Origin of the sequence: Thiocapsa marina 5811, from assembly GCF_000223985.1 — a bacterium.
In the GTDB taxonomy this organism is placed as follows: Bacteria; Pseudomonadota; Gammaproteobacteria; order Chromatiales; family Chromatiaceae; genus Thiocapsa; species Thiocapsa marina.
Genome location: NZ_AFWV01000009.1, coordinates 180453 through 195940, shown reverse-complemented (window position 1 = coordinate 195940; position 15488 = coordinate 180453). Strand labels below are relative to the sequence as shown.

13 protein-coding genes are annotated in these 15488 nt (G+C 63.2%); 3 read left to right on the top strand and 10 right to left on the bottom strand.

The window, feature by feature from the left end; translation table 11 throughout:
- Window positions 1-104 precede the first annotated feature (104 nt).
- Both THIMADRAFT_RS14440 and radC read left to right on the top strand, forming a co-directional pair.
- Window positions 105-3041, top strand: coding sequence for a DEAD/DEAH box helicase family protein (locus THIMADRAFT_RS14440; RefSeq protein ID WP_007193798.1), 2937 nt, complete (start codon window positions 105-107; stop codon window positions 3039-3041).
- Between the two features lie 4 nt (window positions 3042-3045).
- Window positions 3046-3708, top strand: a complete 663-nt coding sequence (gene radC, locus THIMADRAFT_RS14435; protein ID WP_007193797.1) for a RadC family protein — start codon at window positions 3046-3048, stop codon at window positions 3706-3708.
- 26 nt (window positions 3709-3734) lie between these two features.
- Here the strand turns inward: radC and THIMADRAFT_RS14430 are convergent, their stop codons facing one another.
- The 10 genes from THIMADRAFT_RS14430 to THIMADRAFT_RS14390 all read right to left on the bottom strand — a co-directional run bounded on the left by THIMADRAFT_RS14430 (window position 3735) and on the right by THIMADRAFT_RS14390 (window position 13737).
- Complete coding sequence (locus tag THIMADRAFT_RS14430) at window positions 3735-5303, bottom strand: sigma 54-interacting transcriptional regulator (RefSeq protein ID WP_007193796.1); 1569 nt, start codon at window positions 5301-5303, stop codon at window positions 3735-3737.
- A gap of 50 nt (window positions 5304-5353) precedes the next feature.
- Window positions 5354-5596 carry an FmdB family zinc ribbon protein gene (locus THIMADRAFT_RS28595; protein WP_083829290.1) on the bottom strand — a complete coding sequence of 81 codons (243 nt, stop codon included), beginning with the start codon at window positions 5594-5596 and terminating at the stop codon, window positions 5354-5356.
- 89 nt (window positions 5597-5685) lie between these two features.
- On the bottom strand, window positions 5686-6339 hold the full coding sequence (locus THIMADRAFT_RS14425; RefSeq protein WP_007193795.1) for a beta-class carbonic anhydrase: 654 nt from the start codon (window positions 6337-6339) through the stop codon (window positions 5686-5688).
- 363 nt (window positions 6340-6702) lie between these two features.
- The gene (locus THIMADRAFT_RS14420) at window positions 6703-8232 is read right to left on the bottom strand and encodes a protein adenylyltransferase SelO (RefSeq protein WP_007193794.1); all 1530 of its coding nucleotides are present in this window, start codon (window positions 8230-8232) and stop codon (window positions 6703-6705) included.
- A 314-nt stretch (window positions 8233-8546) separates the two neighbouring features.
- Window positions 8547-9755, bottom strand: coding sequence for a carbohydrate porin (locus tag THIMADRAFT_RS14415; protein ID WP_007193793.1), 1209 nt, complete (start codon window positions 9753-9755; stop codon window positions 8547-8549).
- Between the two features lie 548 nt (window positions 9756-10303).
- Window positions 10304-10642 (bottom strand): TusE/DsrC/DsvC family sulfur relay protein, encoded by a 339-nt coding sequence (locus THIMADRAFT_RS14410; protein ID WP_007193792.1) that lies wholly within the window; start codon window positions 10640-10642, stop codon window positions 10304-10306.
- 283 nt (window positions 10643-10925) lie between these two features.
- On the bottom strand, window positions 10926-11627 hold the full coding sequence (cas6, locus tag THIMADRAFT_RS14405) for a type I-MYXAN CRISPR-associated protein Cas6/Cmx6 (RefSeq protein WP_007193791.1): 702 nt from the start codon (window positions 11625-11627) through the stop codon (window positions 10926-10928).
- A gap of 58 nt (window positions 11628-11685) precedes the next feature.
- Window positions 11686-12405, bottom strand: a complete 720-nt coding sequence (locus THIMADRAFT_RS14400) for a hypothetical protein (protein ID WP_007193790.1) — start codon at window positions 12403-12405, stop codon at window positions 11686-11688.
- Between the two features lie 49 nt (window positions 12406-12454).
- The gene (locus THIMADRAFT_RS14395) at window positions 12455-12646 is read right to left on the bottom strand and encodes a hypothetical protein (RefSeq protein WP_007193789.1); all 192 of its coding nucleotides are present in this window, start codon (window positions 12644-12646) and stop codon (window positions 12455-12457) included.
- 164 nt (window positions 12647-12810) lie between these two features.
- Window positions 12811-13737, bottom strand: a complete 927-nt coding sequence (locus tag THIMADRAFT_RS14390; RefSeq protein WP_007193788.1) for a TauD/TfdA family dioxygenase — start codon at window positions 13735-13737, stop codon at window positions 12811-12813.
- Window positions 13738-14148: 411 nt separating this feature from the next.
- Between THIMADRAFT_RS14390 and dsrA the strand changes: the two genes are divergently transcribed.
- Window positions 14149-15402 (top strand): dissimilatory-type sulfite reductase subunit alpha, encoded by a 1254-nt coding sequence (dsrA, locus tag THIMADRAFT_RS14385; RefSeq protein WP_007193787.1) that lies wholly within the window; start codon window positions 14149-14151, stop codon window positions 15400-15402.
- The last annotated feature ends 86 nt before the right edge of the window (window positions 15403-15488 follow it).

The window sequence follows — 15488 nt, the reverse complement described above, 5'->3', positions numbered from 1 at the left end:
GTCTCCGTGAGAGACTTTGGAACCAGACAGGATTCAAGGCACACGTCGTCCATCCGTGTGCATCGATTAGGGCCGGAACGACGATCAGGGAATCGAGATCCGACATGGCAAAAGGTCGACGGCACATCCCGGAGCTGAGCTTTCAGCAGCACATCGCGGCCTTCCTGGTGCGTGTGCACGGCTATGGCGTGCTCGAACAGTCCGACATCACGGACACCGAGAACGCCATCGCTGAAGAGGAACTCTGGAGCTTCCTCGCGGCCACCCAGTCCGATCAGCTCCGCAAGCTCGTCGATGACTACGGCACCGACGCACGCGACGAGGTCTTTCGCGCGCTGCGCAAGGCGCTCGAGCACACACCGCTCTGGATGATCCTGCGCCACGGGCTGAAGGTGCGCGGTCTGGAGTTGCGCCTCTACTATCCGAAACCCCGTTCGAGCGAGAGCGCTGCGGCGACGAAGCACGCGGAGAACCGCATCAGCTTCCGGCCGCACTTCTATTTCGGCAAGACCAACCAAGAGATCGATATCGTCCTCTTCCTGAATGGTCTGCCGATCGTCGTGCTGGAGCTGAAGCACGAGAAAAACCAGAGCGTTCACGACGCCGTCGCGCAGTTTGCCGCGCGAGACCACGCCCACAAGATCTTCCAACATCCGTTTCTCTATCTCGCCGCGGACACGAGCGATGTGATGGCCGCGAGCGACCCGCGCCGCGCCGAGAACTTCCGTTGGCACAACAGCGGGTTGATTAATCGGCCGCAGACCGACGGCGAGTACCCGATCGAGTTTCTGTACCGCGAGGTGCTCTCGCAGGACCAGTTGCTCGAAATGCTGTCCTTCTTCCTGGTTCGGGTGCCGTACCGCGAGGCCGAGGACGACAAGCCGGAACGTCCGGCCTTCACCATCCTGCCGCGTTATCACCAGAGCCGCATGGTGCGGAAGGTCGCGGACGATGCCGCGGCACACTTTGCGGCGTCGGGCGACATCGGTCGGAAGTATCTGATCGACCATTCGGCCGGGAGCGGCAAGACGCTCTCCATCTGTTGGCTTGCGGACCGGCTTCACAGCCTCTTCAAGCCGGGCACCGGCGAGAAGCTGGTGGACATCGTCTTCATCCTGACGGACCGCAAATCGCTCGATACCAATATCCGGGACGATCTCGAGAACTTCACGCACCTCAAGGGCCTGGTGGGTCTGGCACGCAAGGCGGACCATCTGCCGTGCTTCCTGAAGGAGCGTAAGTCGATCATCGTCACTACCCAGCAGAAGTTCGTCTGGGTGCTGGAGCAGATCGAGAATAATCCGGACCTCGAGGGTCTGCGGGTGGCCTTTCTGATCGACGAGGCCCATCGTTCGCAAGAGGGACGGATGGGGGTGGCCATCCGCGTGCCGTTTCGCGCGTCGGCAGATCCGGATGTGGAGGACGCCGAGGGCGACGACAAGGACGCGGAGGAGACCATCGCCCGGATCATCCGCGAGCACGACCGCAACCAGCTTTTCGTCGCCTTTACCGCCACGCCGTCCCCGGCCACGGTGACCCTTTTCGGCGATCCCTTCGACAGCTACACCGAGGCCGAAGCCATCGCCGAGGGCTACATCGTCGACGTAGCCGCGAGCATCATCTCGTACAAGACGCTCTACAACCTGCATTGCCCGATCGTCCCGGCGCCGAATCGGGAGCCGCTGTATCCGAAAGGTGTCATCGCCAAGGCGTTGCAGAACGTCGCGTTCCAAGACGACGGGCTGATCCAGTACAAGGCGGAGGTGATGCTCCGGATCTTCGAGGAGACCGTGAAACCGCTGATCGGAGGGCGGGCCAAGGCGATGATCGTCGCCACCTCGCGCGTGGCTGGATTGCGCTATTTCAACATCCTTCGGGAGAAGCTCAAGGAGCGCGGTGCCGACTACAAGGTGCTCTATGCCTTCTCGGATTTCTTTCACCCTGAGACAAACGAGGCGATCAGCGAGCATGCGGTCAACGGGCTCGCGGACGGCGAGCTGATCGAGGACCGCTTCGAGGGCGACGATTACCGTTTGATGGTGGTGGCCAGCAAGTTCCAGACGGGTTTCGATCAACCGCTGCTGGCCGGGATGTTCCTCGATAAATCCGTCGCGGACCGCAACGCGGTGCAGACGGTCTCGCGCCTGAATCGCTGCCACGAGGGCAAGCAGGATGTGGTCGTGGTGGATTTCACCAACAACGCGGCCGCCATCCTCAATGCCTTTGCCCGGTATCGCAAGGGCACGCCGTTCGAGCCCGACGAGCCGGACCCCGAGCTGTGCATCCGCTTACATGCCGAGATCCTGAGCGCGGGCCCATTCACGCAGGCCGACGCCCGCGACTTCGTCGACAGGGTCGCGAGTGCTACGGATGCTCAGGTGCAATTCCTCGTGAGTGCCCTGCGCGTGCGGTTCCAGGCCCACTTTCCGTCAGGCGACGACCGCAAGGGCTACGTCTATCTCTTGGTCAGACTGGTCAAGGCGTTCCACTTCTTGACCTGCTTCGTCACCTATCCGCAGGAGATCCGCGAATTTGTGGCCTTCACGGCCTATGTCGGTCCCCAGCTCATCAAGCCCGGCAGCGTTTCGGAGCTGATGAAGCAGATCCGTCGAACCGAGGTCATCAAGGCCGCCGTCGAGTATCAGGGTGAGGTGCGACACGCAGGCGGCGAGGTGAAGCTCCGCCCCGGCGGTGCCAAACGGGGGGCGGGGCCGCCGCCGCGGAAGATCTCCGTCCAAGACATGATCGAGGAGATTCGGACCAGGTTTGCCATCAGCGACGAAGAAGCGCTCTACATCAAACAGGTCACCGAGCAAAAGGTCGCTGATCCGACCATCCGCGGGACCGTGCAGGCGCATCGAGAGGACCGGCTCTACCTCGAAGGCGCCTATCGCGGACAAGTGAACGGCGAGATTCAGGGCATCTACAGCGATCTGGCGCGTTACGAGGAGCTGGCCGATCTCAAATACACCGACACCGGCGGTATCTTCGACATCATGGCTATCACGGTCATCCAGACCCATCTCGCTGTCGCAGCCTGACGGGATGGGCAAGCGAATTTGCGACATCCCGGCGGCTGACCGGCCGCGCGAGAAACTGCTCCGAAAGGGCGCGGGTGCGCTGAGCGATCAGGAGCTCTTGGCCGTGCTGCTCGGCAAGGGCACACCGGGCACGGATGTGATGGCGCTTGCAGGCAAACTGGCCAGGGTCATCGACGAGAAGGGGCTCGAGGTGGAGGCGGACGACCTGCGTAGCCTCGACGGCATCGGCGACGCGAAGGCGACCTTGGTGATGGCGGCCTTGGAGTTTGCGCGTCGCCGCATTAAGCCCGACGGGGCAAGGATCGAGACGCCGGCCGACTTGTTGCCGCATGTGCGCCACTATGCCGACCGCAGGCAAGAGCATTTCCTCTGTGCCAGCGTCAACGGGGCGAACGAGATCATCAACATCCGGGTCGTGTCCATCGGTCTGGTCGACCGCACGCACGTTCATCCGCGCGAGGTCTTCGCCGACGCCTTGACCGACCGGGCCTCGGCCGTGATCGTCGCCCACAACCATCCTGCCGGGAGTCTGGAGCCGTCGCCGGCAGATCTCGAGGTGACCCGGCAGCTCAAGGCCGCGGGTGCCCTGCTTGGAATCGGGTTGCTCGATCACATCATCTTCAACCGTACGGCCTATTTCAGCTTTCTGGAAGCGGGGCGTCTTTGATGACCGACGGCGCAGCCGTCGAGACCCTACCTGTAGTCCGCAGCCCTGAGTCCTTGCGCCTTGAGCTTCATGCGGACCGCTCGCGGCGTGATCCCCATCTGGGTCGCGATTTGATCGACATTGCCGTGACTGACCCTCAGTGCACGGGTCAGCGTGTCGACCTCTGCCTGCTTGGCTGCCTGCTGTTTGCGCGTGCGCCATGCGGGGACGGATTCGGTCGGCGCGGTCACCGGAACGTCGATGTCGGTAATCCGGGCATCCGCGGCAAAGATGAAGGCGCGTTCGAGTACGTTCTCCATCTCTCGAATGTTTCCCGGCCAGGCGTAGGCCAAGGCTTTGAGGCGCGCGGCTTGCACCAATGTCTTTTCGGAAGTGGCATAGCGTTGGGCGAGCTTGCGGAGGATGTGCGTGATCAGGGCGTCGATGTCCTCGGTTCGCTCGCGCAACGGCGGGATCGCGATCGGCACGACGTTGAGTCGATAGAAGAGGTCGCGGCGAAAATGTCCGGCGTCGACCATCGCGACGATCTCTCGGTTGGATGCGGCGATGATCCTGACATCCGAGCGCAGGGAGCGCTTGCCGCCGACGCGTTCGTACTCGCCTTCCTGGATGACACGCAACAACTTGGCCTGCGCCGAAAGCGGGAGCGAGTCGATCTCGTCGAGGAAGAGCGTCCCTTTCTCGGCGCGCTCGAAGTAGCCGTGATGGACCTCGTAAGCGCCCGTGAAGGCGCCTTTCTCATGCCCGAACAGCGCCGTTTCGACCAGGTTCTCCGGGATGGCCCCGCAGTTGACCGTGACCATCGGCTTGTCGCGACGCGCACTGAGCCCGTGCAGTGCGCGTGCAACGAGCTCTTTGCCGCAGCCGGTCTCGCCGGTGATCATGACGGTCACGTCCGTGGGCGCTACGATCCGGACCGCCCGCAGTGCATCGCGCATCGCCGCGGACTCCGCGACGATCGGTTGCAGGGCTGCGTCGGGGCTGCCGGCACCGACCGGCGGCGGGCACCAGTTCTCGCGCAGTCGCCGGTGAACCTTGGGTGTCATGAACGTGGTGAGGTTTCCCGAGGTCAGGCGCTCTCCGTCCGCCCGGTATTCGGTCCCCTCGTTTCGCGCGGCAAGCTGCGGATCCAGATAGATGCAGACGTCGCAGGAGCCATCCCCGCCCGCGATCGTCTGTCGAAGCTCCACCTTCGCATAGCCGAAGTGGCGCGCGGCGATTCCGCCGAAGACGCTCGACGTCATCCGGCAGAGCGAGGGTGCATGCTTGACCTGCTCGCCGAATGGGCATCGGCTATTGACGACTCTGACCGTGCCGGCCTCGCCGGAGGCACGGGAAAATCGCCCGCCGATCTGGTTCTTGATCTCGACGATCAGGTCCGCGTAATGGTCCCGGTCCATCGGCCGGGGTGAGCCGAGGACCTCGCGAGCCTTCTCCTCCAGACAAACGCCGGCCGTCAGGCCGATCTGCTCGATCTGCTCGAGGTGAGCGGCACAGCTGGGGCACTCGGCCCGATCCATCGCCTTGGCGATCTCGGACACAAAGGATTGGAGAAAGGCGACCGCGCGTGACGGTGATCCAGTCGCTTCAGGCATGTTCGATAATCGATGAGGTCAATCGTTCGGCGCGCAAGAAGAATGCGCCCTTATGAGTGCCCGCACCCGCATCCGGGACCATGCTGGTGACCCCGCGACGTGTCGGCAGGCTGCAGCGAGCGAACGGCCTGATCCCGACCCCGGGCCATTCGGCCGTGTACCGCGGGTGCGGAGAGAAAGACCCGAGCCGTTTTGGCCCCGCAGGCGGGGCAGGGTGGCGGTTCGGCGCTCATGGCTCGGGAGCTCTCGAAGGAGGTTTGGCAGCAGGTGCACTGGTAGTCGTAGATCGGCATCGGAGCACTCTCTATTGATGTCAACGCCCGTCGTCGAGCAAGTGTCGTGGAGCGGGGCAAGGCGGCGCCCGAGTCGGGCGCCGTTTCGATCAACGCCAGCGGTTGGGCTGCGGCGTCGTGACGCCGAACTGCGCGGAGGTGACATCCGTACGGGCGCGCTTTTCGTCATCGAGCACGGGCGGGCGCAAGCGCCGGGTCTCTACCTCCCAGACCCAGCCGCTGACGACCACGTCCTTCGGGATCAGGGGGTGATTTCGGAAGGTCTCCACTGTCTTCATGCAGGTGACGTCCACATCGTCCATCATCCCGATCCATTTCGCGAAGCCGCCCGGCTCGAGCTTCAACTCGGGCAAGGTCGGATCCAGAGCCAGCGCGTCGATGTCGACGCCTTTGGCCCGGAGGGCCGCTTCCAGGTCCTTGGCGTTTGCCGACAGCATCCCGCACTGGGTGTGTTGGACGATCACGATCTCCTGTGTTCCGAAGAAGTTGCAGGTGAGCATCGCCGATCGGATCGCGTCGTCCGTGACGATCCCGCCGGCGTTGCGGAAGCAATGAGCATCGCCGCCGCCCACCGGGCTGTCGACCCGAATCCCGAGTGCTTCATCGACCGGCAGGCGTTCGTCCATGCAAGCCAAGACCCAGAGCCGCCGATTGTTGGGGCCGTCGGGTCCGAAGCGGCGACGCGTCGCCCAATGATCATAGGCATCGACACGTGCGTTGATCTCGTCTTTCAGATAGCTCATCGCGTTTCTCCTACCCTCATTTGGTGTTCCGGTTGGCCGAGAACGGCAACCTGAGCTCCGCAATGCTTGTGCCAGGGCGGGCGATGATAATCATCAATGGCTTAGTGTAGCGGTTGGATTTTGTTTCGTCGTCGGTTTTGGTGAAAGCCGACATAACTCGAATAAAAACAATGCATCGTGATCATGAAGCATGACTTCCTTAATGGAAGCCCTGCTTCCGGGCTGGCGCGCCAACTCCTCCGGGTTTTCCGCCAGGGCCGACGATGGAGAGGATTCAGCGGCCGGCCAAGTCGGATCAGACCTCTCCAAGGACACTGCGGCCTGGCCGGCACAGGATGATCGGCCTTCGCAGGCGGTGTCGACTCAGGTCCCGCAGAAGGTCTTCAAAACACGCTCCTCCTCCTGCGGCGGCTCGGTGTAGCCGGCAAGCTCGGGGCGATCCTCGTAGGGGCGTTCGAGGACGCGCAGGATGGCTTCGAATGGTCCGAAGTCGCTCTGTTCGACGGCCGCATTCAGCGCCTGCTCGACGCGATGATTGCGCGGGATGACCGCCGGATTGGTGTCGCGCATGTGCTCGGCACGCTCGGCGGGGGTTTGCGGGTCTCGTTCGAGACGTGCGCGCCACTGCGCGGCCCAGGCATCGTAGGCCTGCCGGTCGAGGAACAGATCGCGTACGCCGCTGTCCGCCGCGGGATCCGCGGCCGCGTCGCAGAGGCGACGGAAGGTCAGCGTAAAGTCGGCGCCCGACGCCTTCATGGCGTCCAAGAGCCCGTGGATGAGGTCGACATCCTCGGGCTCGGCGGTGGCGAGGCCGAGTTTGCGTCGCATGCCGGCGGTCCAGTGCTCCTCGTAGCGGCCGAAGAAGCCGCGGATCAGGTCGGTGGCCTGTTGGATTGCGGCGTCGGATGCGTCGTCGATCAAGGGCAGCAGGGTCTCGGCGAAGCGGGCGAGGTTCCACTGGGCGATCCCCGGTTGATTGCCGTAGGCGTAACGGCCACCGCGGTCGATCGAGCTGAAGACGGTGGCCGGATCATAGGCGTCCATGAAGGCACACGGCCCGTAGTCGATGGTCTCTCCCGAGATCGCCATGTTGTCGGTGTTCATGACGCCGTGGATGAAACCGACGTGCATCCAGGCTGCGATGAGGGCGGCTTGTCGCTCCAGGACGCCTTCGATCAGCGCGAGATAGGGCGAGTCGGCCCCGCTAGCTTGCGGGTAATGGCGGGCAATGACGTGATCGGCGAGATGTCGCACGGCCTCGGTGTCGCCGCGCGAGGCGAAATACTGGAAGGTTCCGACGCGGATATGGCTGCTCGCAACGCGCGTCAGGATGGCGCCGGGCAGGATGGTCTCGCGATAGACAGGCTCGCCGGTCGTGACGGCGGCGAGCGCACGGGTCGTCGGGATCCCGAGTGCGTGCATGGCTTCGGCGAGGATGTACTCGCGTAGAACGGGCCCGAGCGCCGCGCGTCCGTCGCCGCTGCGGGAGAAGGGCGTTTGTCCGGATCCCTTCAGCTGGATGTCGCGACGTTGCCCGGCCCGGTCGAGCACCTCGCCGAGCAGGATCGCCCGGCCGTCTCCGAGCTGCGGGACGAAGTTGCCGAACTGATGGCCGGCATAGGCCATCGCGATCGGATCACCGCCGTTCGGCAGGAGATTACCGGCGAAGAGCGGGGTCGCCACGTCCGGATCCGCAGCCGCCGGATCCAGGCCGAGCTCTTCAAACAATGCTGCGTTCAGCTTGATCAAGCCGGGTGTCGTGACGGGCGTTGGATGGATGCGGGCGTGAAAATGATCGGGAAGACGTCGGTAGCTGTTGTCGAACGCGAAGCGAATAGACTGCTGGGGCATGCGAGTGGTCTGCTGTCGGCTGTGGGTCGATACCGTAGGCATGCGGCCATCCAGGCGATTCGCAACTGAACCGCTACTGAACCGCGTTCCCCGTGAGACGCGTGCTCCGAGGTGCTCCGGGCCTCGGAGCGCAGGAACGACCTTGGCGCGACGCGGTTCAGGAGATAGGGGCCGATTTAAGAGCAACCGCAACATGTCGGCTGGGGTGAGCTTGCGAACCCCAGCAGGGCGCTGAATCGTCAATTGCCCTTAGACTCATGAAACCGCGTCGACTCCGGCGCTCGTTGATGTCCGCAAGGTGGAATAACCCGGCAAGAGGACATGACGTCACCGGACGCGGTTTCATCACGGTTTCATCAAAGCCCCGCCACCAGGCGCAGTCCGAAGATCCAGCCCTCGATGTCCTCGCCGCTGTCGTAGGCGTCGGCCATATACTGAACGTCGGCGGTGAGAGCGAGGAAGTCGTTGGCGGCGAAACGGTAGTAGATTTCGGCCACGTTGGTGTTGGCGATCCCGGTGTTGGCGCCGTCGAGGTAGCCGTAGGCGATGCCGACGTTGTCGGCTTCGCGGCCCCAGAGACCGCCGCCGATGTTCAGGCCGCCGGTGTAAAGCCCGCGGTAGTCGAGAATGTCCTCATGATCGGTCCAGCTCATGCGCAGGAAGGCACCGAGACGATCGCCGAGGGCCTGGTCGAAGGACAGCCCGTAGCCCATCAGATCGGTCTTCTCCGGGGTGTCCTCGGCGGCGAGCGGCGACCCGTCCTCGGTCCCTTCCGGCTCCTCGCCGAGGGGCGCGCCCGGCTTGAAGAAGGCCGAGGAGGTGCCGGTGATCACGGCGCGATAGTTGCCTTCGCCGAGTGCGGTATCGAGACGATAGCCGAGCTGTGCGCCCCAGAAATTGTAGTTGTTGCCGTCGTCGTTCTCGCCGATGTTCAATGCCGCGGCGGTGATCTCCCAGTCCCCCAGTGCTAGCTCGAGCGCCGCGCCGGCGTCGTAGGAGGGCAGATTGAAGCCGCCGGAGTTCACGAACGCCTCGTTCATGAACTGGGTGAACTCGTCGTTGGCGTAGGCGTTCTCGTCGAGATAGCCGGTGGAGTCGATGATGCCGAAGGTGGCGCCGAGGGTGGCGTCCTCGCCCAGCGTGAAGGTGTGCTTGTACCAAGCCTGCAGCAGATAGTCGCGGCCGCGCCCGTTGATGTCCTGCAGATCGTCCTCGAGATCGACCGCCCAGGGCGCGAGCACGAAGGGCGAGACGGCGTTCAGGCCGTTGTCCACGGCGAAGCCGAGCAGGGCGTAGAGCTCGTCGCGCTCGCTCGGGCGAAAGCTCATCTCGAGCTGAAACGGCATGCCGCCGCGGCAGGTGTCTCCCTCCAGCGACTGCCCGGCCTCGTCGACCAATCCGCCGAGCCCCTCCTGGCACTGACCCGCCGCGCCCAACACCGCGCCGATCGAGAAGTTGTCGGTGACGTCGTAGGCCCAGCTCGGGGCTGCCGATGCGACAAGTAGACCGGAGGTCAGCGCGGCAAGAACGAGGCTAGGGTCGGCGGGGTGTTTGATGCGATACATAGCGGATGCTCCATCTCGATGCGAAAGCAAATGACAACCGTTCGCATTTATATACGGCATCCACGAAGGAGTAAAGGCGGATTGCTTACCGTGCCGCCGGGTTCTCCCGGCGAAGCGGGCGAGACTGATCTGGATCAAGTGAGAGCGACAGCTGGCGACCAAACTGCGTCAAGAGTGAAATGCGGCGTTCTCATGTTGTGTCGGGCTCAAGGATTCTTCCGACCTTCGTCGTGACGCGGTATAGAGGGCGTCCGATCGATCGGTCGAGCGTCGGCAGCCGGCGTGCTGCTCGCGCGGCACGCTCGAGTGCGGGTGTTTCGGGAAGGTCGGGACGGGACGTGCTTACCGCGGGATACGGAGGCGGCCGGCGAGGCGGGGGCGGGTGCGGGGAAAACCAACCTGTAATTTCTTGTTTTCCTTTGTGTCCTTTGCGCCTTTGCGGTTCAAAATGCCGGATCCGGGTTCAACGGCATGCTCCGAGCGCGTTCCGGTCGAGGCGGGTTGTTTTGATCCGTCCGTGGATCGTGCGACGAGCGCGGCCGGTCGCTTCAGTAACCGCCCTTGCGCAGCACCTCGGGCAAACCCGCGATCTTGGTGCCTTGTTTGGTCGGTGCGAGCGGGAAGAGGGTGTAGAGATCCTTGCTCGTGGGTTTGGTGCCCCACTTCTTGGCCATTTCTTTCAGAACCACGCGCTCCATGGGTTGGTTCTGGGCGTTGTCGTGGTACTCGCTCCTCAGATAGTTGATGACGTCCCAGTGTTTGTCGGTCAAGGTGATGCCCTCGATCTCCGCGAGCTTCATCGCGACATCTTCGCTCCAGTCTGCGAGCTCCTGAAGGTAGCCGCTTGGGGTCGTTTCGATGGTCTTGCCGTTGACTTCGATGGCCATGGTTGCTCCTCTCGTCTTTGCTCGGCGGGGAAGAGTCGTTACGCGACGATCTACCCGTCTTTTGGGGTTTGATTTAAACTTTCTAATTTTATGATTTTGTGATGCAGACGTCACATTTTTTTGTGATCCGACTGACTAAACCGCGTCCGGAGCGGCTCGCATTTGAAGCGTGCGGGGAGATGAAACACCGGGGGAGGGTTGTCCCGCGGCCGGGGTGCGATGCCCCCGTGCCTGTTCGGACGCGGGCGCGCGCTCCTCGCACTGAGCCCGCGCCGAGCCGTGCTTAGCCCTGGCTGGGCTTGACCGAGTCGACGCCTTTGTGGGGGATGAAGATGCCGCAACCGAGGAGGGGATGGCGACCGATTCCCCGTTGCTGCAACCGGATGGATTCATCCGGCGTGAGTCCGGCGAGCATCAGGCTGCGTGTCGTGATCGGGCCCTCGGGTGTGGCGAGCCGGTTGGTCCTGCCGCACACGGCCTTGCGTACGCGAACGTCGATCTCGGCGAGGGCACGCGCCGCGGTCTCGAGGAAAACACCCTCGTCGTCGTCCGCCCCCTCGGCGAGGTCGAGAGCAACATACCGAGAAAACAGCGTGGTCTCGGTGCTGAGCGGCTTGGTCTTGCCCGCGCGCACGACGAGCGCTTCGCCCCCGAGATGGAGCCTGGTCCCGGGGAGGTCGCGCAACACCTCGGCGACTCGGTGCCGGGGAACCCGCAGGGTGAGCTTGGTCCGCCGGGAGACGGCGAGATAGGAGTCCGGCCCGTGCTCGGGCCGTTCCCAGCCGTTTTGCGACCCGGCGACGTGCACCGAGTGCACGGCCACGCCCGGCTCCTCGGCGATCCAGGGCAGCGCCTGTCTCAACGCGTCGGCGAGCAGATAGGCGTGGTCGACCGGGATGCACTTACAGTCGATCCCGAAAAGGAGATCGACGATGTCGTCCGGCACGCGAATCCGGTCGGCGTTGTCGTCGTCATTCCAAAACATCGTGTGTGTCCGTGAGTGCTCTCGAGTATGTTCCGGGGTCTGAAGCAGCGGGATGCCCTCAGGCGAACGGGAGACGTTCCTGCAGCGCTCGCCGGTCGAACCACCATGCGTCCTGAACAAGGACATCGACCACGTTGCGCAAGCGGACCAGAAACTTCTCCGGCTCCTTGAGCTCGAGGCGCTCCATCCAGTTCTCGAGCTGCTCGGGTGAGTCGACGCCGCTGTGTCGTCGTGCAACCGTGCCGAGCATTTGGGTCGCAAAGAACATGAGATCGTCGCGTTGACGGTCTCGGGCGCGGACGTCGGCGATAAAGAGTGCCGTGGTTGCGGCGACCGCGGCACCGTCGGCGTCGTCGGGCGTCTCGTCGATCACGTGACCGAGCAGCTCGATCGTCAGCTCCGGATCGATTGGGCATGTCACGGCGAGCCAGATCCCTTGGCCGAGCGCAACGAGCGACTCCTCTTGGCCGGCCTGAAACAAAACATCGCAGGCGTCGGCGGCGAGCTCGAAGGAGTCGTGTGCGATGAAATGGTCGAAGGCCGCACGGCCGATGGGCCAAGCCTCTTCGCCTCGCTCCAGACTCACCAGCGTGCGTGCGACCTGCAGCCGGGCGTCCGCGATCGCGTGCCCGGGGGCATGGATCTGAAGGAGATTCTTCAGCCGATCCTGCTGCATCTTCAAGTGCGACTCGAGCGATGCGTTCTCGGCACTGCGATTAATGATCGAATCGGCCGCGGTATCGGCAATCTGCGTTGCCAGGACGTCGAACTGTTTCATGATGGCGCCCTCATGCGCTCCGGGCGATGCTCGGATCTGGACTCGGAGATCATCGGACGAGCCCGCTGAAGGCCGCCTCGAGACGGTCCTCCCAATTGTCCGGGGTGTCGGGGTAGGGGGGCTTGACGTCCATCCTGAAGAAGCGTTCGCCCGAACGCGCGACCGCCTGGATGACGGGGACGAGCTCGTCGAAGGATTCGATGTCTTGATTGGAAACCAGTATCTCGCTGAGCTTGAGCATGGGTCGCCGCTACTGCTCCTTTGTCGTTGGGTTGATGTTGAGACCTTCGCCCGGTCGGCATCTTCGCGCTTGCGGGTCGGTGTCTCGTTATTTTGTCGGTACACGGCGACGGGTCCAGGCCGATCCGCCGGTCGGTGGCGCGCCTCGACCGCTTCGGTCGAACCTCAGTCGAGTCCGATTCGATCCAGGAAGCGGATGCGGTAAAGCAGCCGCGCCTTGGCAGGGTCTTCGTCGTCGCTGAATCCGGAGCGACAGTGAAGGACGTTGTTCGACACCAGCCCTTCTCCCGGTCTCAACCTGTACCTGAACGTGAAGACATCCGGGCGGGAAAACAACCGATCCAGTGCGTCCCGCGCCGCGCGCGTGTCGGGCGTGTCGCGCCAGAGGACGTGGCGTGCGCGTGCCGAATATCGCATGTGCAGGTGTCCCTTGCGCACCGAGAACACAGGCCCGACACTCTGCGCGCGGAGTGTGCGCCCGGCCTGGATGTGCGCCGGTATGCTCAGGGCCTGCGGATGAGAGAGGGCCTCGATGTGGCGCGGCGATTCATCGCGAAGTCGCAGATAGGCCATCTCGTGATCGATGAGGCTGTTCTCCCCGCCGTCACGTGCGGCACGGACGCAGAACAGGCACCAGGCCCCGACCTGCCCGTCCGGGGCGTTGTAGTACCCATCGGTGTGCCAGCTCAGCGGTTTGTCGGTGTAGGGGGCGAAGTCGCCGAGAGTGGCGCCGCCGTGGGTCCGGGGACCCGCGTCCGCTCGTCGCTCCTCGCCGGGGTCGCGTCGCGTCGCGGTGATGCGGCTCACGGCCGAGGCATCGGCGAAGAGGTTGGCATCCGTCCTTTGAAGCCCTAAAGCCCGTGTGAAGGACAGCAGTGCATCGGTGCGGATTCCACCGGGATCGACCTCGACCAAGGCCATGTTGAAGGTATCGATTCGTTCCTTCAAAGCGGCCCGCTCGGCCTCCGTAGGTTGGTCGAGCCGCCCGACGGGGACACGCAGGTCGGCGATATCGGCTGGATAAGCCCGAAGCTTGCGGGCCCTCCAGTCCGAATAGGCGCTGATTTGCGAGAGAGCGAAAGGGTCGTCCACGGCCTGTACCCCTTAAATGAGTAAACCTGAATATTAGAGAATGTTGACTTAGACTTCATCCGGATGTAGCATCTCCTGTCAATTTGCTCAAGCATGTTCGCCGCCAAAACAATCGGGAGGACACCCGCTGCGGCGCTCGTCATGCCTCTATCCCGAATGGGATAGTCCGTCGGCTGATGGCCCTCCCAATCGTGGAATGGGCGTCGGCCCCCGGAGCCGGTAATTTAGCGAATGACGATGGGGTCTCGGTGAAACTAGGTTTCGATGTGCGCCGGCCATTCAGGTATGTCAGCCGGCCCGCGCCATGGCGAGACACTCGGTCAATCGGTTGCGTGCCGAACACATGTCCGACCCGGTTTTATTGAAACCCCGATCCCTTCCTGCTTCATTCTGATTCGGAGAGACAGCGCCATGGCTATCGAGAAGCACAGTACCCCGATGCTTGATCAGCTCGAAACAGGCCCCTGGCCGAGTTTCATTTCGGGCATCAAGCGCCTCCGCGACGAGCATCCCGAGCCACGCATCAACGAGATGACCAATGACCTTCTGGGTCAGCTCGAGCACTCGTACGAGACCCGTAAGGGATATTGGAAGGGCGGTACCGTTTCGGTGTTCGGGTATGGCGGCGGGATCATCCCGCGCTTCTCCGAGGTAGGTAAGGCCTTTCCGAAGTCCAAAGAGTTTCATACGCTGCGCGTCCAGCCGCCGGCCGGTAATCACTATTCGACCGGTATGTTGCGCCAATTGGCCGACAGCTGGGAGAAATGGGGGTCGGGCCTCGTGACCTTCCACGGTCAGACCGGCAACATCATGTTCATCGGCACCGACAGTCAGAATACCCAGCACTTCTTCGACGAGATCAACGAATACGGATGGGATCTCGGGGGTGCCGGTCCTTGCGTACGCACGGCGATGTCCTGTGTCGGTGCGGCACGTTGCGAGATGTCCTGCACGAATGAGCTCAAGGCGCATCGCGCTCTGGTCAACAACTTCGTCGACGACGTTCATCGCCCGGCTCTCCCCTACAAGTTCAAGTTCAAGGTGTCCGGTTGTGCGAACGACTGCCAGAACGCCATCGAGCGCTCGGACTTCGCGGTGCTGGGCACGTGGCGCGACGACATGAAGGTCGACCAAGCCGAGGTCAAGAACTACATCGCCGACAAGGGTCGTCAGTACTATATCGACAACGTCATCACGCGCTGTCCGACGCAGGCGCTCAGCCTGACCGACGACAACACCCTGGTGGTCAACAACCGCGATTGCGTGCGCTGCATGCACTGTCTCAACGTGATGCCGAAGGCACTGCATCCGGGCGACGACAAGGGTGTCACCATCCTCATCGGCGGGAAGCGTACCCTCAAGATCGGCGATCTGATGGGCACGGTTGTAGTGCCCTTCAAGAAGCTCGAAACCGAAGAGGACTACGAGTCCATGGTCGAGCTTGCCGAGACCATCATCGACTTCTGGGCGGAGAACGGTCTGGAGCACGAGCGCTGCGGCGAGATGATCGAGCGTATCGGCCTGGCTAATTTCCTTGACGGCATCGGGATCGAGCCGGATCCGAACATGCTGAGCCACCCGCGTCAAAGCTCCTACGTCCGACTGGACGGCTGGGACGAGGCGGCCGAGGCGTGGTTCGAGCGTCAAGCCGAAGCCGGCAAGTAATTCCGCACCGACACCCGTAGGTGCCGCACTCGAGATCCCGAGGTGCCGGCACCCGAGGGTGCCGCCGACTGACTTACCATCAGACT